This window comes from Pseudomonas moraviensis subsp. stanleyae, assembly GCF_036283065.1.
GTDB lineage: Bacteria > Pseudomonadota > Gammaproteobacteria > Pseudomonadales > Pseudomonadaceae > Aquipseudomonas > Aquipseudomonas stanleyae.
The window spans coordinates 114231-138201 of the sequence record NZ_JAADJI010000009.1 but is presented as its reverse complement, the minus strand read 5'-3'; the positions used below and the strand labels follow the sequence as shown (position 1 = coordinate 138201).

Genomic DNA, 23971 nt, shown 5'->3' with positions numbered 1-23971 from the left:
AAGGAGCCCCAGCATAGCTAAAACCCGCTGCGATGCGATAATGCGCCGGCGAGTTTTTTCCGTTGCGCCTTCTGTCATTCAGGGAAGTCATTTTCGATGTTCGAGATTCAGCCGATGGACCCCGCTACCTTTCGCCAGCAGACCCGCCGCAGCACGGTCATCATCGCCGTGCTGTTTCTACTCCTGGCCATGCTGTTTTCGTCTGTCGCGGTGGCAGTGTTCGGTGAGCCTGAGGGAGATAATCTGCGCTTCAATGTGGGCGGCGTATTCGTGGCATTTTTGCTGACGGCGGCGCTGTTGCGCGGACGTTTCTGGCACCAGACCTGGATGGCCCCGGCGGTGTACGGCTGGCGCCTCAAGCGCAACCTGATGAGCATCACCAACGTGATGCATCAGGTCACAGCGGCGGTGCAAAACAACGATGCGACGGCGATGAAGGTGTTGCGTTTCTATCACTTGGGATTGCTGCAGATGCACGAGCTGGATGGCAACTCCAGCGATCACGGGCAATTGCGTGACGAGGTCGAACAGCACAAGGCGCGGATGCACGCGCTGGGCCTTGACCCTGACCAGCCACGCTTCGATCCGCAATGGCTGGAGACGTTGAAACCGGCCTCGCGCTAAAACGGAATGCGCCGGGCACGGCGCAGTTTCCACGAGCGCAGCAGTCGCGCATAGACGATCAGGTTGATCGCCAGTACCACGCTGCCGAGCGCCAGCTGAATCTGCGGGGTCAGACCTGCCGGATAAATGATCGGCCAGATGTAGTGCTCGATGAAGCCGCCGGCGTATTCGGTCTGCCCGGCCGCGTGGCGCATCAGGTTTTCCCAGTAGGTCAGCGGACAGGTCAGGTGCAACACCTCGACCGCCACGCCCCAGGCTGCCGCTGGCAAATGCAGCCACATCAGCCGTGGCCAGCGCAGCACCAACAGCCCGCCGAACAGCACGAACAGGATAAAACACAAGTGAAACAGCACCAGCCCGTCGGCGGCGATTCGGTACAGCATGGCGTCTTCCTGACGTAAGGGTGGATGGCGCTATGGTACGCCGCGCCAGACAAAATTCGTTGATGAATTTGGGCGAGGAAATGTGTTCTACCCTTTGACAATGATCAACTGTTCCGAGAGGAGGTGGGCATGGCAACCGAGCAAACGCGTCCGGACGACGATGAACCAACAGAAGAAGAAATCGAGCGGCAAAAGAAACAGGAAAAAACCTGGAAGCACGATGACAGTCGAGAGCTGTCGGACCGCGATCAGGAGCGTCCTCTGAAGCCTTGAACAACACATGTGAAGAGCCCCGCATCAGCGGGGCTCTTCGCGTTTCAGAGGTCTTCCAGCTGCGTGAAGTCCGGGTATGTCGCGCGATACCCCAACGTTCTATCGATCCACGCATTGAGCTCATTGACCATCACCGGCGCATGGCCGGGGTAACCCTCGAGGGTGCTGCGCAGGGTGCGTTCGATGTCGGGCACGCTGTGCAGGTTTCGGGTCTTGATGTAATGGCCGATAAAACAGTCGAGTTCCAGGCGTTCTGTCTTGGACAGATGGACACACTTCAGGCCGCTGACCTGTTTGATTGCAAAATCGTCGCTCACTTATTTCTCTGCAAGGCTTGAAAGTTGTTGATGGATTCCTGATTTCTTTGACTCTTTGGTCAACTGGTATACCAATCGGAAAGGCGGCGCGCATGCTATCCGCAGTACGGAAAAATGTATGTATGACAGTCGAAATGTCAGACAGGCGGTTGATTCGCTCAAACGGCTGTTTTACGGAGGCTGTCTCGCGGCTGAAACACTTTCTGTAACGGCTGGGAAACAAGAAAAGTCATACTCGGATAACGCACCCATTCGGCAAATATTTAGTCGATCCTTTCGATCAAGTGTTCGCCCTGGTTGCGCGAGTTACCGACCGCTTTGCCGACTCTGTACCACTCAAAGGCTTCGCTGGGCTCGCCTTCGAACAGCAACATCTGCTCGGCGCGCTCCGGTGGCGTAACCGGGTCGAGCCATTCCCGAGCGCGTTTCGAATCGAAGACCACGGGGCGACGATCATGAATATCGAGCAGGCCGCCCAGGCTATCGGCGGTGATGATGACGAAGCCGTCGTCTTCTCTCGGTGAAGACCGTGGTGTGGGAAATTGCCCGATTCCAGCACAGAAAACGGGATCGCCGTCGGCGCGACGAATCAACCACGGCTGTCGGCTTTTATCTCCGCTATCGACCCATTCGAACCAATTGTCGACCGGCACAATCAGTCGCTGCCGCCAGATCGCCCGGAAGAACGCGCCATGGGCGACCTTTTCCACTCGCGCGTTAATAGGCGGGGCACGATCCTTCGCCCAGTGCGGGCGCCAGCCCCAGCGCAGATCGTCGGCATAAATGGCGTGTTCGTGCTGATGCACAACCGCCAACGAAGTGGTGGGCGCCGCGTTGTAGCGATCCAGCGGGGCATCGCCAACCTGATTGATCAACGCATCGGGGATGCTAAGCACCGCAACGAAATCGTGTATCCCACGGTACTGCGTGAGTCTTCCGCACATGGCTGAAATCTCCTCGAGGAAATCTCAGTCTAGTCGTGCCTGCCAGTGTGCTTCCAACGTGCGGAAATACCGTGCTTACGTTATGCAAAATTAGAATTTAAAAACTGAAATCAAGAGCGTTATGGTCTATGCACATCCCATCTGCAGGACTCGCCATGAAGTTGTCACGTTTCCTACGACGCGCCTTGACCGCTGCCTTGTTGATTTCGCCTTTTTCCTACGCTGCGGAGCCTTTGGTCCTGCATGTTGGCGATCAAAACTACTACAACGTCCGCGCTTCGATCGAGGCCTCGGGAGTGTTGAAAGGCGCACCTTACACCGTCGACTGGAAACACTTCCAGGCTGCCGCGCCGCTCGCCGAAGCGTTGCAGACGGGCTCGCTGGATCTGGGGTTTCTCGGTGACTCGGGCTTCCTGTTTCTCGCTGCCAAACAGGCACCAGTGAAACTGATCGGCGTATCGCGGCAGAACCCCGACACCATCGCCTTGCTGGTGCCCAAGGATTCGCCGGTGAAAACCATCGCCGATCTCAAGGGTAAAAAAGTCGCTTACTGGCCCGGTGCCTGGAGCCAGCAACTGACCTTGCGCGCGCTGGAGCAGGCCGGTCTGCCGGAAAACTATGTCGACTTCGTCAAGCTGATGCCGATCGACGCCGCCGCCGCGCTGCCACAGGGCAGCATCGACGCCTTTCCGGTGTGGGAGCCGTATATCTCGCAACAGATCGTATTCTCCGGTGCGCGGCCGATTCTGACGGCGAAAAAACTCATGCCAGGGCTGAGCGCAATCGCTGCGTCGACTCCTTCCATCGACAGCAAGCGTGCGGCGATTGCCGATTTTCTTGGCCGCCTGAAACAGGCGCGTGCCTGGGTTGATAACCACACCGACGAGTACGCTGACCTCTGGGCGAAAAAAGCCAACCTCGATCAGCAGGTCTCGCGGCATTGGTTGCGCCAGGCGCACATGACCGTCGGGCCGGTGGACCAGCAAGCGGCAGCGGATTTGCAGAGTACGGCGGACTTTCTGTTCAAAGTCAAAGCACTGCCGGCACCGCTGACCACCGCCGGGATCATCGACACTTCATTTCAACAAGCCTTGACGCACTGAAAACCAGCACCGGAACCAAACCCTGTGTACCTTATCCAACCTGCGCTCCAGATAGCAGCGCAGGGATGGACGAGGGCGAGGGAGTTTTGCCATTCGACAACACGACGGCCGCGGCCGGACTCAGGGCAAGACATGACATCCGGATGCAAGATTCTTTGTGCTGCGCTCATCGCGTTGGGTCTGGCCGGCTGCATCGCCGCGCCGATCGAAATGAGCGCGCAGACCGAAACGCGTCTACAGGCGCAGGCGCCCGTACGATTTTTGCTGACGTTCGACGATGGCCCAAGCGCTTCTGGATTGTGGAATCCCACGGCCACCGTACTCGACAGCCTGAAAAGCAATCCGGTGCAGGCAAATATCAAAGCCGTGTTTTTCGTGCAGACCCGCGCGCCGCGGGCAGGCGCCAGCGAGATCGGTCGCGACCTGATGCAGCGCGAGCACGCCGAGGGGCATATTCTCGCTTTTCACACCGCGACCCACTGGCACACCAACCATCGCTCGCTCGACCCGCAGGAACTGGAGCAGTCGCTGACCGATGGCAGCGCTGACATCGCCGCCATCACCGGTGCACCGCCCAAGCTGTTGCGCCCGCCGTTCTGGAACTATGACAAACGCACATTCGCGGCCTACCAGAAACACGGCTTGCACGTTCTGCTCACCGACCTGAGTGCCAATGACGGCAAGATCTGGGGCTTTAACGCCAGCCCGCGGCGCCGCGCAAACATGCTGCGACAGATATCCGAAGTGCGCGAACGCATCGCCGTTGGCCAATTGCCGACGGTGGACGGCGTGATACCGGTGGTGGTGACGTTCCATGATCTCAATCGCTACACGGCGCGCCACACCCGCGAATATCTGCAGATTCTGCTCGATAGCGCGGCGGCGACCGGCGTCAGACTGGCGGACAAGCCGTTCTACGACGATCAGGCCGCGCTGGAAAGGGCTGCGCTGGCGCGAACTGTCCAGCAAAGCGCTGAACCGGTGAATCTGCCCGGAATGTGGAACTGGATCTGGGATCACGACGCGCATTGAGTGGCGTAAGTAATCTGTGATCGGCTTGGCATTTGCGGGGCGGGCAATCAACACTTCCTGATCTATGCTCGATGGATCGATTCTCCGCCTGCGAGGCGTCCGTCCATGCTTGCCATTGCCGATATTTGCCGCATCGTCGAGTCAGGCTTCCCGAAATACAAATGTGATTGCGCGCCAACGGCGCGTGGGTTGTTGCGCATCAAAGTGTATGAGCCGCGCAGCGGGCGTGTTGAACTGTTGCTGGATGGCGTTTCTCCCGAGCATCTGGTGACCATCCGGGACATTTCCAATTTCATCGGTGAGTTGCGCACTGAAATGAACGCGGGACGCCGGGCTTTCGCCGGCTGACCTTTACAAGCGCCGTTGAAAGGCCTGCACGATGCGCCGCGTCGCGTCGTTGGTTTCGAGATTGTGCACGGCATCGAGCGGAAACCAGATGCAATCGACGATTTCGTTCTGTGGTCGGGCATCGTCGATGTTGACCACCGAAGCCTCGTAGACATGGTGCCGCGTACTACCCGACTGTAGATCCATCAAGTACAGCACTTCGTCAGCATTCAGCCCGGTTTCTTCCTGCAATTCGCGCACGGCCGCCGCCGCACGGGTTTCCCCGGGCTCGACCTTGCCACCGGGCAACGACCAGTGATGACGGGGTTTGCGCACCAGGAGAATGTGCCGATCCTGCTCGCAGATGACGGTGGCGCGTACTTTCATGAAGGCTCTGTCGCTCTGTGTCATAAAACTGTAATTGAACTGCAATATTCGAGCCGTGTGCGGGTTCAAAGGTTCCCATTGAATTGGGAGCCGTTCCGACACGCAAAAGTGCCAGCGTATTGACAGTCAACACGCGCGATATGCGGTTTACACCGCAGTGGGGAGCGGGTGTAAGGTGAGCACGTACACCGAAAACACCGTTGGCAAAAGGGAGGTGCTCATGAGCATTCCAGTGCTGAACAAGCTGCACATGAACGGCTACGACGTGCTTAGTGTGAACAACGGCCCATGGCGGGTTTGCACTCAGGGCGACCGATTGGCGTCATTCACCAGCAGGGAGGAGGCGATGGCCTATGCGGCGGCACTTCCCGGTTACAGACAACGTTCCAGGCAAGTGCAAAAGCAAAATGGCAGTTGACGCGTTGTAATGAAAGAGCCCCGGTTGCGACCGGGGCTTGCTGTTTGAATCAGGTGTCAATGGACCTTGGTTCGACTGATGGCTCGGGCTTTTACCTCCTTGGCATAACCTTGCAATCTTTCCTCGTCGCTTTGCAGGATTTCGCAAGAGCGCAATACAGTCTGGGCGTCTGCCTCATTACCGGATTTGCGCAGCTGTTCAGCGATGCGCTTGAGATCGACTGCCGACCACCTCAGATCGGACGCAACGCTTTGCAGATCCCGTTGAAGTTGGTGTTCGTATTCATTGAGCCGCATGATCACCTCCAGAACATTCTCGGTAAAACAGAGTAGTCGCATTTTTGCAGATGCAGCCAGGTCATCTGACGCCCGGCTGAACGGATGTGAAAAATTGTCCAATCGCCGGTAACGGCGGGGTGCCACGATGGATGTGCGAGCGGTTAAACGGTACATTCACGTCTTTTCATTACAGGTAAACAGCATGCGCGTATGGATCGGCACTTTGGCACTGGCCCTGTTGTCGGGTTGCTCGTTACCGGCGTCGTTGGTGCCGGGCGAGCCAAACCTCAGCAAGACCAGTGACAAGCCTCCCAGGGAATATGCCGCGTGTTTGTTACCGTTGTGGCAGAAGGACGTTGCCAGGACGTCGCAGATGTCGATTTCCAACGGCTACCGGATCACCGCGCCGAGCATCATCACTGCGGACGAGATTCTCGATATCGTGAAATACAAGGACGGCAGCAAGGTTTCGTTGTACCAGGGGCCGCCATGGGCCAAGTCCGGATCGCTGCGCCAGTCGGTGCGTGACTGCCTGTAACCAGGCGCCTGTATCGCAAAAAAGGCAGACATCGTGCAAAGGTGTCTGCCTTTTTTTATTGCATGGAGCTCCAGTCAGACGCTTGCAATGGGCTGTGACAGTTGCCCGGGAGGCGCCGCAGGATCCTCGACTAGGCTTTGAATGTCGGCCCGTGACGGATCGGCATGACGAAAAGGAGCCTCGGATCATGGATGATCTGGTCAAGGAAATCATTCCGCTGTTGCAGTACCTCATCCCCGGTTTTTTATCGACTTGGATCTTCTATTCACTCACCGTGTTCAAGCGTCCGGATACGTTCGGACAGATCGTGCAGGCGCTGATATTCACGTTTGTGATTCAGGGCGCGGTGCTGGCGCTGGGCAACCTCTGTCTGTGGATTGGCTCGAAGGGGGTTTCATTAGGGCGCTGGGATGATCGGGCGCAAACGCTCTGGGCATTTGTGTTTTCGCTGATGCTGGGTTTGTTTGCCTGTTACCTGGCTACGAATGACAAATTGCATGGCTGGTTACGCCGGCGAAACGTCACGAAACAATCTTCTTACCCGAGTGAATGGTTCTGCGCTTTCGCCCAGTTCGACCGGTTCATAACCCTGCATTTACATGACGAGAGGCGCGTGTTTGGCTGGCCTGTCGAGTGGCCGTCCGAATCCAGTTGCGGCCAGTTCGTGATGCAGGATCCACGTTGGGTTTATGACGATGGCAAGTCGACGCCTTTTGGTGCCGAAATTTTGCTGATAGATTCCGCGCAAGTTAAGTGGGTTGAATTCAGCCCGGCATCAGAGGGTTCATCATGACGACTGCAAGAGCACCGCGACCAATGCCAAAGCAATACGAACGCCTGTTCACAGGGCCTGACGGCAAGCCGCTGGAGGAGCCGTTGATCAACGCCCCGAGCGCTCCGCCTCCGCTCAAATACAGGTTGCCACAATAATTTTCAGCCCCAACCCTGCACCACCGCCCGGCGAATCGCCTCGAGCAACATCGCGAACGCCGGGTTGTCATTATTCTCTCGCCAGATCAGATGCAATTCGCTCTGCACCCCTTCGCCGAGGTCGATCTCGCGAAACACCACATTCCGGAACACCACGCTGGTTGCGCAACGTGGTACCAGCGCCAGCCCCATGCCGGCGTTGACCAGCGCCAGAATCGTCAGCGAAGAGCCCAGCCATTGCACATAATCCGGTGCAACCCGTGCTGAACGCAGCGTGCCGGTCAACAGTTCGTTGAACGGCGGATAGGCTTCATGGGAGTACATCAGGAACGGTTGTTTATCCAGATTCTCGACTGACACTTCAGCCGAGTCTGCCAACCGATGCCCGCTCGGCACTGCCAGCACAAACGGTTCGCGCACCAGGCATTCGGTGGCATAACCTGGTTCCTGCAATGGGGCGCGGGCAATGCCCAGGTCGATGCGGCGGGCACGCAAGGCCTCGTGCTGCTGATAGGTGTTCATCTCTGCCAGATCGATTTTCACCTGAGGCTGTTTCAGCCGCGCTTCGGCGATCACCTTGGGCAGGAACTCATACACCGCGCTGCCGACGAACGCGATGTTCACCGAGCCAATGTCGCCCTCGGCAAATCGCCGTGCGGTGATCGCCGCTTGCTGCGCTCGCTCCAGCAGATTCTGCGCTTCGACGAAAAACGCCCGGCCGGCCGCCGTCAGCGCAACGCTGCGGGTGCTGCGGGTGAACAGCTCGACGCCGAGGTGATGCTCCAGCAACTGAATCTGCCGACTCAGCGGCGGCTGGGTCATGTTCAGGCGCTCGGCGGCGCGGCGAAAGTTGAGTTCGGTAGCGACCGTGGTGAAGCAGCGCAGCTGGGTAAGCTCGAACATTGATCTAATCCAGGTATCAATCGAATGCCAGTTTAGATTAGACGGGATCAATAACTGGCGTCCATGATCGGCTCACCGCTTCAAGTCATCCCTAAAAAAACAACATCGGGAGTCGCCCCTTGAAAACCCTTCAGAGTCCGTCGGACATCACGGTGCTCGCCCGCGCCGCCGCCAAGGTCAAGCGCCACGTGCTACCGCTGTTCGTGGTGATGTTCATCGTCAACTATATCGATCGGGTCAATATCGGTTTCGTGCGCAGCCATCTGGAGACCGATCTGGGTATCGGCGCAGCGGCTTATGGGCTTGGCGCCGGGCTGTTTTTCATTGGCTACGCATTGTTTGAAGTGCCGTCGAACATGCTGTTGCAGCGCTACGGCGCACGGGTCTGGCTGACCCGGATCATGTTCACCTGGGGCGCTGCGGCCATGGCCATGGCGTTTGTGCAGGGTGAAACCAGTTTCTACGTGCTGCGCTTTATTCTTGGTGCGGCGGAGGCCGGGTTCTTCCCGGGCATCATTTACTACTTCACCCAGTGGCTGCCAGCGTCCGAGCGAGGCAAAACCATGGCGGTGTTTCTTAGCGGTTCGGCGATTGCCTCGGTGATTTCCGGCCCGGTGTCCGGTGCGCTGTTGCATATCAGCGGACTGGGCATGCACGGCTGGCAGTGGATGTTTCTGATCGAAGGCGCAGCTTCGGTGGTGTTGTGCGCATTCGTCTGGTTCTGGCTGCAATCGCATCCACGTCAAGCCAAATGGCTGAGCGAGGAAGAGCGAGACGCACTGGTCGCGGCGATTGCCGAGGAACAGCGCGCTCGCGAAGCGGTACAAGTCGCCAAGCCGTCGATGTTCAAGCTGTTGGCCGACCGGCAGATCGCGCTGTTCTGCTTCATCTATTTCTCCATTGCCCTGACCATCTATGGCGCGACTTTCTGGCTGCCGAGCATGATCAAGAAGATGGGCAACCTCGGCGACTTCCAGGTCGGGCTGCTCAATTCGATTCCGTGGATCATTTCGATTGTCGCCATGTACGGCTTCGCAGCGATGGCCGGCAAGTGGAAGTTCCAGCAGGCCTGGGTCGCGCTGACTCTGGTGATCGCCGCCATCGGCATGTTCATGTCGACCACCGGCGGGCCGGTGTTTGCCTTCGTCGCCATCTGTTTCGCGGCCATCGGTTTCAAAGCGGCATCGGCGTTGTTCTGGCCGATTCCGCAAAGCTATCTGGATGCGCGCATTGCTGCGGCGGTGATCGCACTGATCAATTCCATTGGCAACCTTGGCGGTTTCGTCGCACCGACTGCATTCGGCATTCTCGAGCAAACCACCGGCTCCATCGAGGGCGGCCTGTATGGCCTGGCGGCGACCTCGCTGATCGCTGCCGTGGTGATCTTCTTCGCCCGCACGGCGCCTGGCGCCAAAGGTAAAACCCCGGCAAAGCCAAGTGAGGAAGCCGCCGTTGTCGCGCCGGCTCGTCCGGCTGCGAGCCACTGAATCGATTGTTGATCTGTCAGGAGCGTTATCTTGAAAATCACCCGTGTCAGCGTCACCCCGATTGCCTTCCGCGATCCGCCACTGCTCAACGCCAGCGGCATCCACGAACCTTTCGCGCTGCGCTCGATCATCGAGATCGAGAGTGACAACGGCTACATCGGCCTTGGCGAAAGCTACGGCGATGCCCCGGCGCTGGCGATCCAGCAACAATTGCAGAGCCAGTTGATCGGCCTTGATCCGTTCAACCTCAATCAGCTTCGCGCGATCGTGCAAGCCACCGTCGCGGCGAATAAACCCGCGAGCATTGCCGGCGCCGAACTGGCGCCCGGTTCCCACGCCAGCAAAGCGGTGAGCAATGCCTACTCGGCATTCGAAGTGGCGTTTCTGGATTTTCAGGCGCACTACCTGAACGTGCCGCTGGTGGACCTGCTCGGCGGGGCGATCCGCGATGAAGTGCCGTTCAGCGCGTACCTGTTTTTCAAATACGCCGAGCATATCGACTCGCCCTACAAACCGGACAATTGGGGCGAGGCGCTGAACGAGCGGCAGATCGTCGCGCAGGCAGCGCGGATGATTGAGGCGTACGGGTTCAAGAGCATCAAGCTCAAGGCCGGCACCTTGCCGCCGGAGCATGAAGTGGCTTGCATCAAGGCGCTGAAAAAAGCCTTTCCGGGATTACCGCTGCGCATCGACCCGAACGGCAACTGGTCGCTGGAGACGGCGATTCGCATGGCCGAACTGCTCGGCGATGATCTGCAGTACTACGAAGACCCGACCCCGGGCCTTGATGGCATGGCCGAACTGCACAAGCGCAGCGGTCTGCCCCTGGCGACCAATATGGTGGTCACCGACTTCGACGAGTTCCGTCGCAGCGTTACGCAGAACAGCGTGCAGATCGTCCTCGCCGACCACCATTACTGGGGTGGCCTGCGTGATACGCAGACGCTGGCGAAAATGTGCGACGTGTTCGGCCTCGGCGTGTCGATGCATTCCAACTCGCACCTGGGCATCAGCCTGATGGCCATGGCCCACGTCGCGGCGGCGGTGCCGAATCTGGATTACGCCTGCGATACCCACTACCCGTGGCAAGAGCCGGATGAGGAAGTGATCAAGGGTGGCAAGCTGCCGATTGTCGATGGCTGCGTGAAGATCACTCGCGCGCCGGGGCTCGGGCTGGAACTGGATCATGAGCAACTGGGCAAGCTGCATGATCAGTACCTGACCTGCGGGATTCGCCAGCGCGATGATGTGCGGCAGATGCAGCGGTACAAGGCGGATTGGCGGGCGGTCAAGCCAAGGTTCTGAGGTCGTTGTGACTGGCCTCTTCGCGAGCAGGCTCGCTCCCACACTTGGCATGCATTTCCCTGTGGGAGCGAGCCTGCTCGCGAATGGCCGCGACTCGATCCTTCAGAGGGTATCCACGAGCCAATCCCTGAACGCCTTCAACGAAGGCAGATTCTCATTGCGCGGCGGATACACCAGGTAATAGCTGCGTCGGCTGGTAATCGGCTCGCCCAGTTGCAGCAACTCGCCCTTGAGTAATTCCTCCTCGACCAGAATTCGCGGCACCAGGCCCACGCCGATATTGGCGCGGACCGCCTGAATCAAGTGAGAGGTCATCTCAAAGCTCGGCCCGATCCTCATGCTGCGGTGCGGCAGTTGATGATGGCTGAACCATTCCGCCCAGGCCTGGGCATTGCTGCTGACGTTGAGCAGCAACTGCCCGGCCATGTGCCGCTCGGCCTCGTCGCGTTCAGTCGGCGATAGCTGCGCGCTGGCAATCGCCACCAGTTCTTCGGTGTGCAGGGGCAGGGCAGTCAGGCCTGGCCATTCACCGCCGCCGACGCAGATGGCGGCGTCGATTTCACTGGTGTCGAAGTCGATGGTTTCGATCCGCGAATGCAGGTGCACGGTCATGCCCGGATGCGCCGTGTAGAAATCCTTCAGCCGGGGCAGCAACCATTTCGAGCCGAAGGTCGGTAACGTTGCCAGGCGCAGACTATGAATGCCCGAACCAAACGCCATTGCCTGCAACGTCGCGCTGCGAATCTGCCCGAGGGCTTCGCTGAGTTCGCGCTGATACATGCGCCCGACATCCGTCAGCACCACCTGCCGGCCTTCGCGGCTGAACAGGCGCATGCCGAGCATCTTCTCGAGAATCTGTACCTGGCGGCTGACCGCGCTCTGCGTCAGTGACAGCTCATGGGCGGCGCGGGTGTAGCTCTCGTGGCGAGCGGCGGCCTCGAAAGCCAGCAGCAGCGACATGGACGGCGTGAGGGTGCGCGGATTCATTCGTAAAACTCATCGATAGCGGGTCGAAATTACGCTTGTTCCATGGCTGGCCAGCAATGAACATGGGCGCAATCAGATGGCGGAGCCTGACGTAATCATTCGTCGCATACAAGTGTTCACCGCCACGCAGCCCGATTTGCCCGAGATGACCTGATCGATGATTGCCCAACTGTCGCCCGCCAAAGCCCTGACCGGCGATTACCAACAATTCCTCGCTGCCCTGAAAGACAGCGGCTTTCGCGGGGAAATCAGCGCCGATTACGCCAGCCGGGTGGTGCTCGCGACCGACAACTCGATCTACCAGCGCCTGCCGCAAGCGGCGGTGTTTCCTCGGGATGCCGATGATGTGGCGCGGGTGGCACGGCTGATTGCCGAGCCGGCGTACGAGAACGTGGTGATCTCCCCGCGTGGCGGTGGCACCGGCACCAATGGCCAATCGCTGACGGATGGCATCGTCGTCGATCTGTCGCGGCACATGAATCGCATTCTGGAAATCAACGTCGAACAGCGCTGGGTGCGCGTGCAGGCCGGGGTGGTCAAGGATCAGCTCAACGCCGCGCTGAAGTCCGCCGGACTGTTTTTCGCCCCGGAACTGTCGACCTCCAATCGCGCCACGGTCGGCGGCATGATCAATACCGACGCCAGCGGCCAGGGCAGTTGCACCTACGGCAAAACCCGCGACCATGTGCTGGAACTTGAGATGATCCTGCGCGGCGGCGAGCGTTTGCACGGTCAGCCGCTGGAGGAAAGTGAGCTTGAAACGCAGTGTGCCCGCAATGATCGGGTCGGCGAAGTCTATCGTTGTGCGCGGCAGATCATTGATGAGCAGGGCGAGCTGATCAAGGCACGCTTCCCTGATCTCAACCGTTGCCTGACCGGTTATGACCTGGCGCACCTGCGTGAGGCCGACCAGCGCTTCAACCTCAACAGCGTGCTCTGTGGCGCTGAGGGCTCGCTGGGTTTCGTTGTCGAAGCGCGACTCAACGTACTGCCGATTCCCAAACATACGATGCTGGTCAATATCCGCTATGCCGGGTTCATGGATGCCTTGCGTGATGCGCGGGCGTTGATGGCGCTCAAGCCGTTGTCGATTGAAACCGTCGATTCGAAAGTCTTGCTGCTGGCGATGCAGGACATCGTCTGGCACGGCGTCGCCGAATACTTTCCCGAAAACGCTGAGCGGCAGACTCTGGGCATCAACCTGGTCGAGTTCTGCGGCGACGACCCCGAAGACTTGCAGCGCCGCGTCGAAGCGTTCCTCGAACACCTGCAAAACGACCGCACTGTGGAGCGCCTCGGGCATACGCTGGCGGTCGGTCAGGCAGCGGTGAGCAAGGTCTACGGCATGCGCAAACGAGCGGTGGGCCTGCTCGGCAACGTCGCCGGCGAAGCCCGCCCGCAACCTTTTGTCGAAGACACCGCCGTACCGCCGCAGCACTTGGCCGAATACATCGCCGAGCTGCGCGATCTGCTCGACAGCCACGGTTTGCAGTACGGCATGTTTGGCCATGTCGACGCCGGCGTACTGCACGTGCGGCCGATCCTCGACATGAAAGACCCGCAGCAAGCGGCGCTGGTACGTCCGGTGTCCGATGGCGTAGCGGCGCTGACCCAGCGCTACGGCGGCCTGCTCTGGGGTGAGCACGGCAAAGGCCTGCGTTCTGAGTACGCGCCGGCATTCTTTGGCGAACTGTATCCGGCGCTGCAAGCCTTGAAAGCGGCGTTCGACCCGTTCAACCAGTTCAACCCCGGCAAAATCGCCACGCCTGCCAACAGCGACGCGGCGTTGCTGAAGATCGACGAAGTGACTCTGCGCGGCGAGCTGGATCGGCAGATCGACGAGAAAGTCTGGCAGAGCTACGGCGCCGCCATGCACTGCAACGGCAACGGCGCCTGCTACAACTTCGACCCGGATGACGCCATGTGCCCGTCGTGGAAAGCCACCCGCGAACGCGCGCAATCGCCCAAAGGCCGGGCCTCGTTGATTCGCGAGTGGTTGCGGTTGCAGGGCGAGGCGGGTGTCGACGTGCTCTCGGATGCGATTCGCAAACCGGCGTTTTTCCGCTCGCTGTGGCAGCGCTGGCGCAACAGCCGCGATCCGTCGGCGGACTTTTCCCATGAAGTGTATGACGCCATGGCTGGTTGCCTGGCCTGTAAATCCTGCGCGGGGCAATGCCCGGTGAAGGTCAACGTGCCGGAATTTCGCTCGCGCTTTCTCGAGCTGTATCACAGTCGTTACCTGCGTCCGGCGCGGGATTACCTGATTGCTTCGCTGGAATACACCATTCCGTACATGGCGAGGATTCCGGCGCTGTACAACGGTGTGATGGGCGCTGGCTGGGTACGTGGCGCACTGGCGCGGATCGGCGGCATGGTCGATGTGCCGTTGCTCAGTCGTTTCGATTTCCATGCGGCAATGCGTCGTTGGCAGGTGCAGCCAGCGACGGTTGCGACGCTGTCGGCGCTGACCCAAGGGCAACGCGAACGCAGCGTGGTCATAGTGCAGGATGCCTTCACCCGCTACTTCGAAGCGCCGCTGCTGGCGGATCTGGTCAAGCTGATTTCGCGCTTGGGTTATCAGGTGTATCTGGCGCCGTTCAGCGCCAATGGCAAGCCGCTGCATGTGCAGGGCTTTCTCTCGGCGTTCAATCGGGCGGCGTTGCGCAACGCTGAGCAATTGCAGGCGCTGGCGCAGACCGGCGTGCCGCTGCTGGGACTGGATCCGGCGATGACCCTGGTCTATCGCCAGGAATACCTGAAAGTGCCGGGCTTGAATGAATGCCCGCAAGTGGCGCTGGTGCAGGAATGGTTACTTGAGGTCATGCCGGAGCAGGCGCCTCAGGGCCAAGGCAAAGCGTTCCGTCTGCTCGCCCATTGCACCGAAAAAACCAATGCGCCGGCCGCGACCCGCCAATGGGAACAGGTCTTCGAGCGTGCGGGTTTGCAACTGGCCACGCAAGCCACCGGTTGCTGTGGCATGTCCGGCACCTATGGCCACGAAGCACGTAATCGGCAGACGTCGGCGTTGATTTACGAGCAGTCATGGGCGCGTCAGGTACAGGCGCCGGCAGAGCAGGGCGAGGCGTTGGCAACCGGCTATTCCTGCCGCAGCCAGGTCAAGCGCCAGTCGGATCGGGCGCTGCGCCATCCGTTGCAGGTGCTGCTGGAGGCTCTGCGTCGCTGATCGTGTCGCTGGTGTCCTGGTCCCAGATCAGGCGCGGATCGAAACTCATCGCCGCGAGCATGGTGAACACCACGACCAGGCCGAAAAACAGGATGCCCGGTCGTGGCTCGATGTCGCCCAGCGCCTGGAATTTCACCAGCGCCGCGACCAGTGCGACCACCAGTACGTCGAGCATCGACCAGTAACCGATCAGCTCGACGAAACGGTACAGCTTCGAACGCTCCCTGCGCGCCCAATCGCTGTTGCGCTGTACGGTGACCAGCAGCAGGGTCAGAGCGACGAATTTGATTCCCGGCACCGCGATACTGGCGATGAAAATAATCAGGGCAATGTCCCACGCCCCGGCTTCCCAGAATTCCAGCACGCCGCTCATGATCGTGCTGTCGGCGCCGTTGCCGAGCATCACCGTGTTCATCACCGGCAGCAGATTGGCTGGAATGTAAAAGGCCAGCGCGGCGAGCATGTACGCCCAGGTGCGCGTCAGTGAATTGGTTTTGCGCCGATGCAACGGCGCATCGCAGCGCGGGCACTGGTGTGGCTCGTCGGTCATATCGCAGGCCAGGCCACAGCTGTGGCACAGGCACAGGTTGAGTTCGCTGGCGGTCGGTGGGCGCTTCATAAAATGTCCCACAGTTCACGGATGTCACGGCCGGCAATGCGGATCATCATCAGGCTCAGCACCGCCAGGGCGAACAGGCCGATCCCGGGCAGCACATCGAGCAGGCCGGCGAGTTTGAACACCGCGACCATCGCCCCCAGCAGACACACTTCCAGCATGCTCCACGGGCGCAGGGTTTCCAGCCAGCGCATGCACAGATTGAAACCCGGTGCCCGGCGCAGGCCGAGGGCAAAACTCAACACCCAGACCAGCAACACCAGTTGAAATGCCGGGGCGATGATGATCGCAATCGCCGCGACCATCGCGATAAACGTGATCGGTCCCTGGCTCAGCGCCAGCACCGAATCCCAAAGGGTTGCGCTGTTTTTCATGCCTTTGAGACTGATGCTCATCACCGGATAGAAATTGGCGAACAGCCACAGCATCGCCGCCGTGAACGTCAGCGCCAGACGCTGTTCGATGGTCAGGCCGTTGAAGCGCTGCAGCACGCCACCGCAGCGCGCGCACAGGGTTTTCTGATGTTTGCCGAGCACGACTTTTTCGTACACACAATCACAGTGCTCGCAGATGATCAGGTGTTCGGTGTTGACCATGGACAACGCTCAGGGGCGGGGCAGACCTGTTCACTATAGAAGGCTGGGGCTGATGGGCAACCTCGATGCTGACAAGTTTGGGTTTTGCTTTTTTGATGTTATAAGGTAACGCGAAATTTGCGGGCGGCGTTGTGGCTGCCCGGTGTTATCCCTCTCGATTGCGAACGATCCATGACCCCTGTGCTTTCCCGTTCTGCCCCATTGACGACTGGTCGGCTGCTCTCCATTGATGCGCTGCGAGGCCTGGTGATCTTGTTCATGCTGCTCGATCACGTACGCGAAACCTTTCTGCTACACCGTCAGGTCTCGGATCCGATGGACATCGCCAGCACCGAGCCGGCACTGTTTTTCAGCCGCACCCTGGCGCATTTGTGCGCGCCGGTATTCGTTTTGCTGACCGGATTGTCGGCCTGGCTGTACGGTGAAAAATACGCCGGCAAAGCCGATGTCAGCGCGTTTCTGTTCAAGCGCGGATTGTTCCTCGTGGCGCTGGAATTCACCTTGGTCAACTTCGCCTGGACGTTCCAGTTACCGCCGAGCGTTATCTATCTGCAAGTGATCTGGGCGATCGGTCTGAGCATGATCGCGCTGGCGCTGCTGGTCTGGTTGCCGCGCGCGGTGCTGCTGACGCTGAGCCTGGCGATCATTGCCGGGCACAACCTGCTCGATTCGCTGCATTTCCCGATCGAGTCGGCGCTGCATGTGCCTTGGGCGATTCTGCATGACCGAGGCTGGATCGAAATCAGCGAAACCCTGCGCCTGCGTACTTCATACCCGCTGCTGCCGTGGATCGGTGTAATTGGCCTGGGCTATGCGCTGGGGCCGTGGTTTGCTCGGGGCATGGACGCGGCGGTGCGTCAGCGTCGTTTGCTGATTGCCGGCGTCGGTGGATTGCTGGGATTTGTGGCGCTGCGCTTGATCAACGGCTACGGCGAAAAACCATGGGCGGTCAGCGATTCGCTGGTGCAGACAGTGATGAGTTTCTTCAACATCACCAAGTATCCGCCGTCGCTGCTGTTTATCGCGCTGACCGTGAGCACAGGCCTGTTGCTACTGCTCGCCTTCGAACGCGTGCAGAGTCGCCGCTGGATTGGCTGGCTGACAGTGTTCGGCTCGGCGCCGATGTTTTTCTATCTGCTGCACCTGTATGCGTTGAAAGTGCTGTACCTGATTGGCGTGGCGCTGTTCGGCCTGAATCAGAGCAGCTATTTCGGCTTTTCAACGGTGACGGCGGTGTGGCTGGCGGCAGTGGTTCTTGCCGTGGCGTTGTACCCGGCAGTGCGCTGGTTCTCGCAACTGAAAGCGCGGCGCCGGGACATCAGCTGGTTGAAATACCTGTAAATTGCGCGGACTTGTGGGAGTGAGCTTGCTCACGCAGGCGTCGGGCCAGTTGATCCATCTGTGACTGACAGGACGCTTTCGCGAGCAGGCTCGCTCCCACAGGTTTCAGGGCGTTTGGCTTATTTGCGATCCAGCCACACGGTCTGGGCGTTGCAGAACTCGCGTACGCCGAAGTGCGACAGCTCACGACCGAAGCCGCTCTTCTTCACGCCGCCGAAGGTCACGCGCGGGTCGCTGGCGGAGTAGCCGTTGATGAACACGCCACCGGTTTCCAGTTCGCTGGTCAGTTGCTCGGCCAGCGCGACGTTGGCGGTGTAGATCGTGGCGGTCAGGCCGAAATCGCTGTCGTTGGCCAGTGCCACGGCATGCGCGCAATCGCGGGCGGTAATGATCGACGCGACCGGGCCGAACAGCTCCTGCTTGAACGAGGTCATGCGGTCGGTCACGTCGGCGAGCACGGTCGGTTCGTAGTAGTTGCCAGCGCCCTCGACCTTGCCGCCACCGAGCAACAGGGTCGCACCTTCTTCAAGGGTGTCGCGCACTTGCTGATCGAGTTCATCGCGCAGATCGAAACGCGCCATCGGCCCGATGTAAGTATCGGCGTTCAGCGGATCGCCCATTTTCAACTGACGTGTCGCTTCAACGAACTTGCGGGTGAATTCCTCGACCACACCTTGTTCGATGATCAAGCGTTTCGCAGCAGCGCAGACCTGCCCGGAGTTCTGATAACGACCGACCACAGCCGCATGTACCGCTTCATCCAGATCAGCGTCATTGAGGACGATGAACGGATCGGAGCCGCCCAGTTCCAGCACGCATTTCTTCAGCGACGCACCGGCCTGAGCACCGATGGCCATGCCGGCGCGGACGCTGCCGGTCAGGGTCACAGCGGCAATGCGCGGATCGGCGATGGCGGTGGAAACGCCTTCCGGGGTGACATTGATTACTTCAAACACGCCGTCGGGGAAACCGGCGCGGACGAACGCATCGCGCAGCAGATAAGCGCTGCCCATGACATTTGGCGCGTGCTTGAGCACGTAAGTATTGCCAGCGATCAGCGTTGGCACCGCGCCGCGCAGCACTTGCCAGATCGGGAAGTTCCACGGCATCACCGCCAGAATCGGACCCAGCGGACGGTATTCGATGCGTGCCTTGCCGCCTTCAACCTGAGTGGCCTCAGCATCGAGCATCGCCGGGCCGTGTTCGGCGTACCACTCGCAGAGCTTGGCGCATTTTTCGATTTCGCCACGAGCCTGGGCGATCGGCTTGCCCATTTCCTGGGTGATCATGGTTGCCATGGCTTCGGCGGTTTCACGCAGCGCGCCGGCGAGGGCGGTCAACAAGCGCGAGCGATCCTGCAGCGGCTTGCGCTTCCACTTGCCGAAAGCGAAGGCAGCGCGAGTCAGTGCCGCATCAAGGGCAGCGGCGGATTCAAACGCGTAATGACCGATCTGCTCGCCGGTGGCGGGGTTGATCGAGATGGCGTGGGTCTGGCTGGAAATCTGGCTCATGACGTTGTCCTGTAGGTTCGTCGGATGGGCCTAGAGTAGGGTGGCATTAGTTTTCTGGAAACTGAATAATAAAGATCGTTTCTTTCACGATTGGAGAATGCCTGTGGATCTGGTGCAACTGGAAATCTTCAAGGCCGTGGCCGAGCACGGCAGCATCAGCGCCGCCGCGACGCAGATCCATCGCGTGCCGTCGAACCTGACCACGCGGATCAAACAGCTGGAGCAGGACCTCGGCGTCGACCTGTTCATCCGCGAGAAAAGCCGTCTGCGCCTGTCACCGGCCGGGTGGAGTTTTCTCGAGTACACGCGGCGCATTCTCGATCTGGTGCAGGAAGCCCGGGCTACGGTGGCAGGGGAGGAACCGCAGGGCGCGTTCCCTTTGGGTTCGCTGGAAAGTACCGCGGCAGTGCGCATTCCCGAACTGCTGGCGGCGTATAACCAGCAGCACCCGAAGGTCGATCTCGACCTCTCGACCGGGCCATCGGGGACGATGATCGACGGCGTGCTGTCCGGGCGTCTCGCCGCTGCATTTGTCGACGGCCCGGTGCTGCATCCGGCCCTGGAAGGCGTGCCGGCGTTCGAGGAGGAAATGGTCATCATCGCGCCGCTCAATCATTCACCGGTCGAACGTGCAGCGAACGTGAATGGCGAAAATATCTATGCCTTCCGTTCCAACTGCTCCTACCGTCACCATTTTGAAAAATGGTTCAGCACTGACGCCGCGGTGCCCGGCAAGATTTTCGAAATGGAGTCCTACCACGGCATGCTCGCCTGCGTCAGCGCCGGCGCCGGCCTGGCGCTGATGCCGCGCAAAATGCTGCAGAGCATGCCCGGCAGTGCGACGGTCAGTGTCTGGCCGCTGACCGCGGATTTTCGTTATCTGACTACCTGGCTGGTCTGGCGCCGGGGCACGGTGTCGCGCAGTCTGAGCATGTTCGTGCGGTTGCTTGAGGAGCGTGGCGTGGTGCGTGAACAGAGCTGAGCTCATTCGTTGTCATGGCGTGCCGTTGCGCCCGTACAAACGATAACCGTCGCGCTGATTCAAGCGATCGTAATAGGCGCGCACCGCAGCCAGGTCTCCGTGATCGAGCGGCGTTTCGAACCAGCGATTGACCGACAACCCGATCGGAATGTCCGCCAGGGAAAACTGCTCGCCACTCACGTAAGCGCCGGTCTTCTGCAGTTGGCGATCAAGGATTTCCATGTTCCGCGTCCAGTCCCGGCAACCGGCGGCCAGGGCGTCGCGATCCTGATAGTCCGGCGACTTGCGCACCAGCGCCATCAGCGGATACGACCACGAGCGATTCAGCTCCGAGGCTTGCCAATCAATCCACTGATCAACCCGCGCCCGGGCGATCGGCTGGGCCGGATACAAATGAGCGCCGCCGTAACGCGTCGCCAGATAACGGATGATCGTGTTGGATTCCCACAGGGTGAAATCGCCGTCCTGAATCACCGGCACCATGGCGCAGGGGTTGAGCGCGAGAAACTCCGGTGTGTTCGGCGACTTGAAACCCGAGCCCCAGTCTTCACGCTCGAACGGGATGTCCAGTTCGGAACAGGTCCACAGGACTTTGCGCACATTGATCGATGAGGCTTTGCCGAGAATTCGCAGCATGGGATTTCCTTCTCCGGATAGTGGACGCAGAAAAATACCATAGCGCAAAACACAAGGCCCGCATTGCGCGGGCCTTGGTGGATCAGCATTGACCGGCCGCTCGTGCCAAGCGCAAATCAGCGGTTGAGGAACGCCAGCAGATCCTCATTCAAGGCCTGTGCATGGGTCACGGCAAAACCGTGCGGCGCGCCTGCGTAAACCTTCAACTCGGCGCCTTTGATTTGCGCGGCCGCCTGCTTGCCAGTGGTCTCGAATGGCACGATCTGGTCGCCGTCGCCATGGATCACCAGAGTCGGCACATCAATTTTGGCCATGTCCGGACGGAAGTCGGTTTCCGAGAACGCGGTAACGCAATCGACGGTGCCTTTGAGCGACGCCAGCAGCGCGATGTTCAGGGTTTGCGTGAGCACGCCGTCGGAGACTTTCTGGCCCTGATTGATGCCGTAGAACGGCGTGTTGAAGTCGGCGATGAACTGCGCGCGGTCCTTCAGCAGGCCAGCCTTGATGCCGTCGAATACAGACTTGTCGACGCCGTCGGCGAAGTCGGCTTTCTTGCCGAACAGCGGCGTAACCGCGCCGAGCAATACCAGGCCGGCGACGCGTTCGCTGCCGTGGCGGGCGATGTAACGGCTGACGTCGCCGCCACCCATGGAGAAGCCGACCAGGGTCACGTCGCGCAGATCCAGATGGTTGATCAGGCCAGCGATGTCATCGGCGAAGGTGTCGTAGTCGTAGCCGGTCCATGGTTGATCGGAGCGACCGAAACCACGGCGATCGAAGGCAATGGTGCGGTAGCCGCGACTGCTCAGGTATTCCATCTGGTATTCCCACATGTCGGCATCCAGCGGCCAGCCGTGGCTCAACAGCACGGGCTTGCCGCTGCCCCAGTCCTTGTAATAGATCTCGGTGCCGTCTTGGGTCTTGAAGGTGCTCATGCAAACTCCTTGTGATCGTGTGTGGCAAGAATAGATGCCGAATGGGCAACGGCCACTATCCGCGCAAAACGCGCCGGCCACTTGTACGCAGGTGCTGGTTTCACCCGTATGAAGGTGCGGCAAACACCGATGAACGGTGTAAACATAAGTTTGACGTCAAAATGATGGCCATCTAATATCGCGCCACTATTTTGATGTCACTCTTTATTTCGAGGGATCGAACATGTTTTCACCCGCCTTCACGGCGCGGTTGTGCCTGGCTTTGCTCTGCCTTTCTCCGCTTGAATCTGCCTGGGCTGCGCCCACTCCCGGTGAAACCGACCTGATCCGCGAACGTCAGAACCGTTTGCTCGAAGAACAGCAACGGCGTCTCGAAGAACTCAAGGATCTGCCCGGTAAAGACGCCAAGCCTGCGCAACCGGCAGCACCCAGCGATACCCGCTGTTTCACCATCAAAGACATCGAGCTCAAGGGCGCCGACAGCCTGTCGGAGCGCGAAAAGGCGCGCCTGCTCAAGCCTTATATCGGCGAATGCCTCGGCGTGCCGCAGCTCAACGAGTTGCTGAAAGTCATCACCGACCACTACATCGAAAAAGGTCTGGTCACCAGTCGCGCTTATCTGCCGCAACAGGATCTGTCCGCCGGGCACCTGAAAGTATTGGTGGTCGAAGGCAAACTCGAAGGCATGAAAGGCGCGGAAAACAGCCGGCTCTCGGATCGTGAACTGGCCATGGCTTTTCCCGGCAAAAGCGGTGAGCTGGTCAACCTGCGCGAGATTGAGCAAATGGTCGACCAGCTCAATCGCCTGCCGTCCAACCAGGCCAAAATGGAGCTGGCGCCGGGACAGAATGTCGGCGGCAGTGAAGTGCGCGTCACCAACACCCCACAGAAGCCATGGCGCGCCGGCCTGTCGCGCAGCAACGACGGCCAGCGCAGCACCGGCGAGCAGCAGTGGGGCACCTCGTTCGACTGGGACAGCCCGCTGGGCCTCGCCGACCAGTTGAGCTTGCGCGGCGGTCACGATGCGATGACCGATCACCAGCACACCTCCAACAACGCCATGCTCAATTACAGCCTGCCGTGGGGCTGGTGGACGTTCAGTTACACCTACAGCCAGAGCGAGTACCGCTCGCAGATCGCCGCCAATGGCTACAACTTCAAGCAGACCGGCGACAGCGAAAACCATCAGCTGCGCGCCGAGCGCGTGATCCATCGCGACTCGGTGAGCAAAACCTCCCTGAGTGCCGGCCTGTCGTACCTGCGCACCAATAACTTCATCGAAGACAGCAAGCTCAAGCTGAGCAGTAATCGCATCAGCGAAGCGCAGTTTGGCTTCAACCATGGCCGCCGTGTCGGCAGCGCATTCGTCAACTTCGACGCTGGCATGCAGGAGGGCATCGGTGCCTTCGATGCGCAGGGCAGTCACGATCCCGGCCCCGGCGAACCGGACGCACGCTACCGCAAATACAGCGCAACCCTGAGCTATCTGCAGCCGTTCAAATTGCTCGGCGAGTCGTTCAGCTTCAGCAGCCTGATGACCGGCCAGCGCAGCGAAGACGTGCTGTTCAGCCCACAGCGCACCAGCCTCGGCGGCTCGGCGTCGATCCGTGGCTACAAGGACCAGTCGCTGTCCGGCGACAGCGGTGGTTACTGGCGCAACGACCTGCGCTGGAGCCGCCCGGTTTCCGCCGAATGGCTGCGACCGGTGTTCGCCGAATACGGCACCGGCCTCGGTTACGACCAGGGCGTGATTCGCGGCGATCGCTACAACGGCGATCAGCACGGGCGCATGTCGAGCAACTCGCTGGAGCTGTTCGCCCGCGGCCAGCACGTGGCCGCCAGCGTGACTTTCGCGCACTCCCTGGAGCGACCGGACGCGCTGACCGAGCGTGAAGCGCCGATCTATTTCCGCCTCGACTTTTTTATCTAAACAG

At 60.0% G+C, this 23971-nt stretch carries 26 protein-coding genes; 14 read left to right on the top strand and 12 right to left on the bottom strand.

Annotated features, from left to right (window positions below):
* Window positions 1–96 precede the first annotated feature (96 nt).
* Entirely contained in the window at window positions 97–624 is a 528-nt protein-coding gene (locus tag GXB78_RS17575; protein WP_329516324.1) for a DUF3087 domain-containing protein, read from the top strand.
* Here GXB78_RS17575 and GXB78_RS17570 read toward each other — a convergent pair.
* Window positions 621–1007, bottom strand: a complete 387-nt coding sequence (locus GXB78_RS17570; RefSeq protein WP_039763115.1) for a DUF2784 domain-containing protein — start codon at window positions 1005–1007, stop codon at window positions 621–623. The two genes, GXB78_RS17575 and GXB78_RS17570, sit on opposite strands and share 4 nt — an antisense overlap.
* Before the next feature lie 129 nt (window positions 1008–1136).
* On the opposite strand from GXB78_RS17570, the gene GXB78_RS17565 reads away from it, so the two are divergent.
* Entirely contained in the window at window positions 1137–1280 is a 144-nt protein-coding gene (locus GXB78_RS17565; RefSeq protein WP_329516323.1) for a hypothetical protein, read from the top strand.
* A 44-nt stretch (window positions 1281–1324) separates the two neighbouring features.
* Here the strand turns inward: GXB78_RS17565 and GXB78_RS17560 are convergent, their stop codons facing one another.
* Window positions 1325–1597 (bottom strand): hypothetical protein, encoded by a 273-nt coding sequence (locus GXB78_RS17560; protein ID WP_329516321.1) that lies wholly within the window; start codon window positions 1595–1597, stop codon window positions 1325–1327.
* A gap of 263 nt (window positions 1598–1860) precedes the next feature.
* On the bottom strand, window positions 1861–2541 hold the full coding sequence (locus GXB78_RS17555) for an SOS response-associated peptidase (protein WP_329516320.1): 681 nt from the start codon (window positions 2539–2541) through the stop codon (window positions 1861–1863).
* Between the two features lie 155 nt (window positions 2542–2696).
* On the opposite strand from GXB78_RS17555, the gene GXB78_RS17550 reads away from it, so the two are divergent.
* The 3 genes from GXB78_RS17550 to GXB78_RS17540 all read left to right on the top strand — a co-directional run bounded on the left by GXB78_RS17550 (window position 2697) and on the right by GXB78_RS17540 (window position 5024).
* Window positions 2697–3644, top strand: a complete 948-nt coding sequence (locus tag GXB78_RS17550; protein WP_329516319.1) for an ABC transporter substrate-binding protein — start codon at window positions 2697–2699, stop codon at window positions 3642–3644.
* Between the two features lie 132 nt (window positions 3645–3776).
* Window positions 3777–4676, top strand: a complete 900-nt coding sequence (locus GXB78_RS17545) for a polysaccharide deacetylase family protein (RefSeq protein WP_329516318.1) — start codon at window positions 3777–3779, stop codon at window positions 4674–4676.
* A 105-nt stretch (window positions 4677–4781) separates the two neighbouring features.
* Entirely contained in the window at window positions 4782–5024 is a 243-nt protein-coding gene (locus GXB78_RS17540; RefSeq protein ID WP_329516317.1) for a DUF1652 domain-containing protein, read from the top strand.
* Between the two features lie 3 nt (window positions 5025–5027).
* Here GXB78_RS17540 and GXB78_RS17535 read toward each other — a convergent pair whose 3' ends face one another.
* Window positions 5028–5390, bottom strand: coding sequence for an NUDIX hydrolase (locus GXB78_RS17535; protein ID WP_329516316.1), 363 nt, complete (start codon window positions 5388–5390; stop codon window positions 5028–5030).
* Window positions 5391–5610: 220 nt separating this feature from the next.
* On the opposite strand from GXB78_RS17535, the gene GXB78_RS17530 reads away from it, so the two are divergent.
* Window positions 5611–5808 carry a DUF2188 domain-containing protein gene (locus GXB78_RS17530; protein ID WP_329516315.1) on the top strand — a complete coding sequence of 66 codons (198 nt, stop codon included), beginning with the start codon at window positions 5611–5613 and terminating at the stop codon, window positions 5806–5808.
* Between the two features lie 56 nt (window positions 5809–5864).
* Here GXB78_RS17530 and GXB78_RS17525 read toward each other — a convergent pair whose 3' ends face one another.
* Complete coding sequence (locus GXB78_RS17525; RefSeq protein ID WP_329516486.1) at window positions 5865–6104, bottom strand: hypothetical protein; 240 nt, start codon at window positions 6102–6104, stop codon at window positions 5865–5867.
* A gap of 184 nt (window positions 6105–6288) precedes the next feature.
* Here GXB78_RS17525 and GXB78_RS17520 point away from each other — a divergent pair, with 184 nt between their 5' ends.
* The gene (locus GXB78_RS17520) at window positions 6289–6624 is read left to right on the top strand and encodes a hypothetical protein (RefSeq protein ID WP_329516314.1); all 336 of its coding nucleotides are present in this window, start codon (window positions 6289–6291) and stop codon (window positions 6622–6624) included.
* Window positions 6625–6811: 187 nt separating this feature from the next.
* The gene (locus tag GXB78_RS17515; RefSeq protein ID WP_329516313.1) at window positions 6812–7417 is read left to right on the top strand and encodes a DUF6338 family protein; all 606 of its coding nucleotides are present in this window, start codon (window positions 6812–6814) and stop codon (window positions 7415–7417) included.
* 140 nt (window positions 7418–7557) lie between these two features.
* On the opposite strand, the gene GXB78_RS17510 is transcribed toward GXB78_RS17515, so the two are convergent.
* A complete protein-coding gene (locus GXB78_RS17510; RefSeq protein WP_329516311.1) occupies window positions 7558–8457 on the bottom strand; it encodes a LysR family transcriptional regulator in 900 nt (299 codons plus the stop codon).
* Between the two features lie 119 nt (window positions 8458–8576).
* On the opposite strand from GXB78_RS17510, the gene GXB78_RS17505 reads away from it, so the two are divergent.
* Together GXB78_RS17505 and GXB78_RS17500 are read left to right on the top strand one after the other, a co-directional pair.
* Window positions 8577–9944, top strand: coding sequence for an MFS transporter (locus GXB78_RS17505; RefSeq protein ID WP_329516310.1), 1368 nt, complete (start codon window positions 8577–8579; stop codon window positions 9942–9944).
* Window positions 9945–9974: 30 nt separating this feature from the next.
* Window positions 9975–11249, top strand: a complete 1275-nt coding sequence (locus GXB78_RS17500; RefSeq protein ID WP_329516309.1) for a glucarate dehydratase family protein — start codon at window positions 9975–9977, stop codon at window positions 11247–11249.
* Window positions 11250–11351: 102 nt separating this feature from the next.
* Here GXB78_RS17500 and GXB78_RS17495 read toward each other — a convergent pair whose 3' ends face one another.
* Complete coding sequence (locus GXB78_RS17495) at window positions 11352–12236, bottom strand: LysR substrate-binding domain-containing protein (RefSeq protein WP_329516307.1); 885 nt, start codon at window positions 12234–12236, stop codon at window positions 11352–11354.
* A gap of 157 nt (window positions 12237–12393) precedes the next feature.
* On the opposite strand from GXB78_RS17495, the gene ydiJ reads away from it, so the two are divergent.
* Window positions 12394–15420, top strand: coding sequence for a D-2-hydroxyglutarate dehydrogenase YdiJ (gene ydiJ, locus GXB78_RS17490; protein ID WP_329516306.1), 3027 nt, complete (start codon window positions 12394–12396; stop codon window positions 15418–15420).
* Here ydiJ and GXB78_RS17485 read toward each other — a convergent pair.
* Window positions 15353–16039 (bottom strand): paraquat-inducible protein A, encoded by a 687-nt coding sequence (locus GXB78_RS17485; RefSeq protein WP_329516305.1) that lies wholly within the window; start codon window positions 16037–16039, stop codon window positions 15353–15355. The two genes, ydiJ and GXB78_RS17485, sit on opposite strands and share 68 nt — an antisense overlap.
* A complete protein-coding gene (locus GXB78_RS17480; protein WP_329516304.1) occupies window positions 16036–16632 on the bottom strand; it encodes a paraquat-inducible protein A in 597 nt (198 codons plus the stop codon). The genes GXB78_RS17485 and GXB78_RS17480 overlap by 4 nt, the downstream gene beginning before the upstream one ends.
* 171 nt (window positions 16633–16803) lie before the next feature.
* Between GXB78_RS17480 and GXB78_RS17475 the strand changes: the two genes are divergently transcribed.
* The gene (locus tag GXB78_RS17475) at window positions 16804–17973 is read left to right on the top strand and encodes a DUF1624 domain-containing protein (protein WP_329516303.1); all 1170 of its coding nucleotides are present in this window, start codon (window positions 16804–16806) and stop codon (window positions 17971–17973) included.
* Window positions 17974–18092: 119 nt separating this feature from the next.
* On the opposite strand, the gene GXB78_RS17470 is transcribed toward GXB78_RS17475, so the two are convergent.
* Entirely contained in the window at window positions 18093–19484 is a 1392-nt protein-coding gene (locus GXB78_RS17470) for an aldehyde dehydrogenase family protein (protein ID WP_329516302.1), read from the bottom strand.
* A gap of 103 nt (window positions 19485–19587) precedes the next feature.
* Here GXB78_RS17470 and ptrR point away from each other — a divergent pair, with 103 nt between their 5' ends.
* Window positions 19588–20466 (top strand): putrescine utilization regulator PtrR, encoded by an 879-nt coding sequence (gene ptrR / locus GXB78_RS17465; RefSeq protein WP_329516485.1) that lies wholly within the window; start codon window positions 19588–19590, stop codon window positions 20464–20466.
* 12 nt (window positions 20467–20478) lie between these two features.
* Here ptrR and GXB78_RS17460 read toward each other — a convergent pair whose 3' ends face one another.
* Window positions 20479–21102: a glutathione S-transferase family protein gene (locus GXB78_RS17460; protein ID WP_329516301.1), complete on the bottom strand. Its 624-nt coding sequence runs from the start codon at window positions 21100–21102 to the stop codon at window positions 20479–20481.
* Between the two features lie 116 nt (window positions 21103–21218).
* Entirely contained in the window at window positions 21219–22037 is an 819-nt protein-coding gene (locus GXB78_RS17455) for an alpha/beta fold hydrolase (RefSeq protein WP_329516300.1), read from the bottom strand.
* A 223-nt stretch (window positions 22038–22260) separates the two neighbouring features.
* Between GXB78_RS17455 and GXB78_RS17450 the strand changes: the two genes are divergently transcribed.
* Window positions 22261–23967 carry a ShlB/FhaC/HecB family hemolysin secretion/activation protein gene (locus tag GXB78_RS17450; protein ID WP_329516299.1) on the top strand — a complete coding sequence of 569 codons (1707 nt, stop codon included), beginning with the start codon at window positions 22261–22263 and terminating at the stop codon, window positions 23965–23967.
* Window positions 23968–23971: the final 4 nt, after the last annotated feature.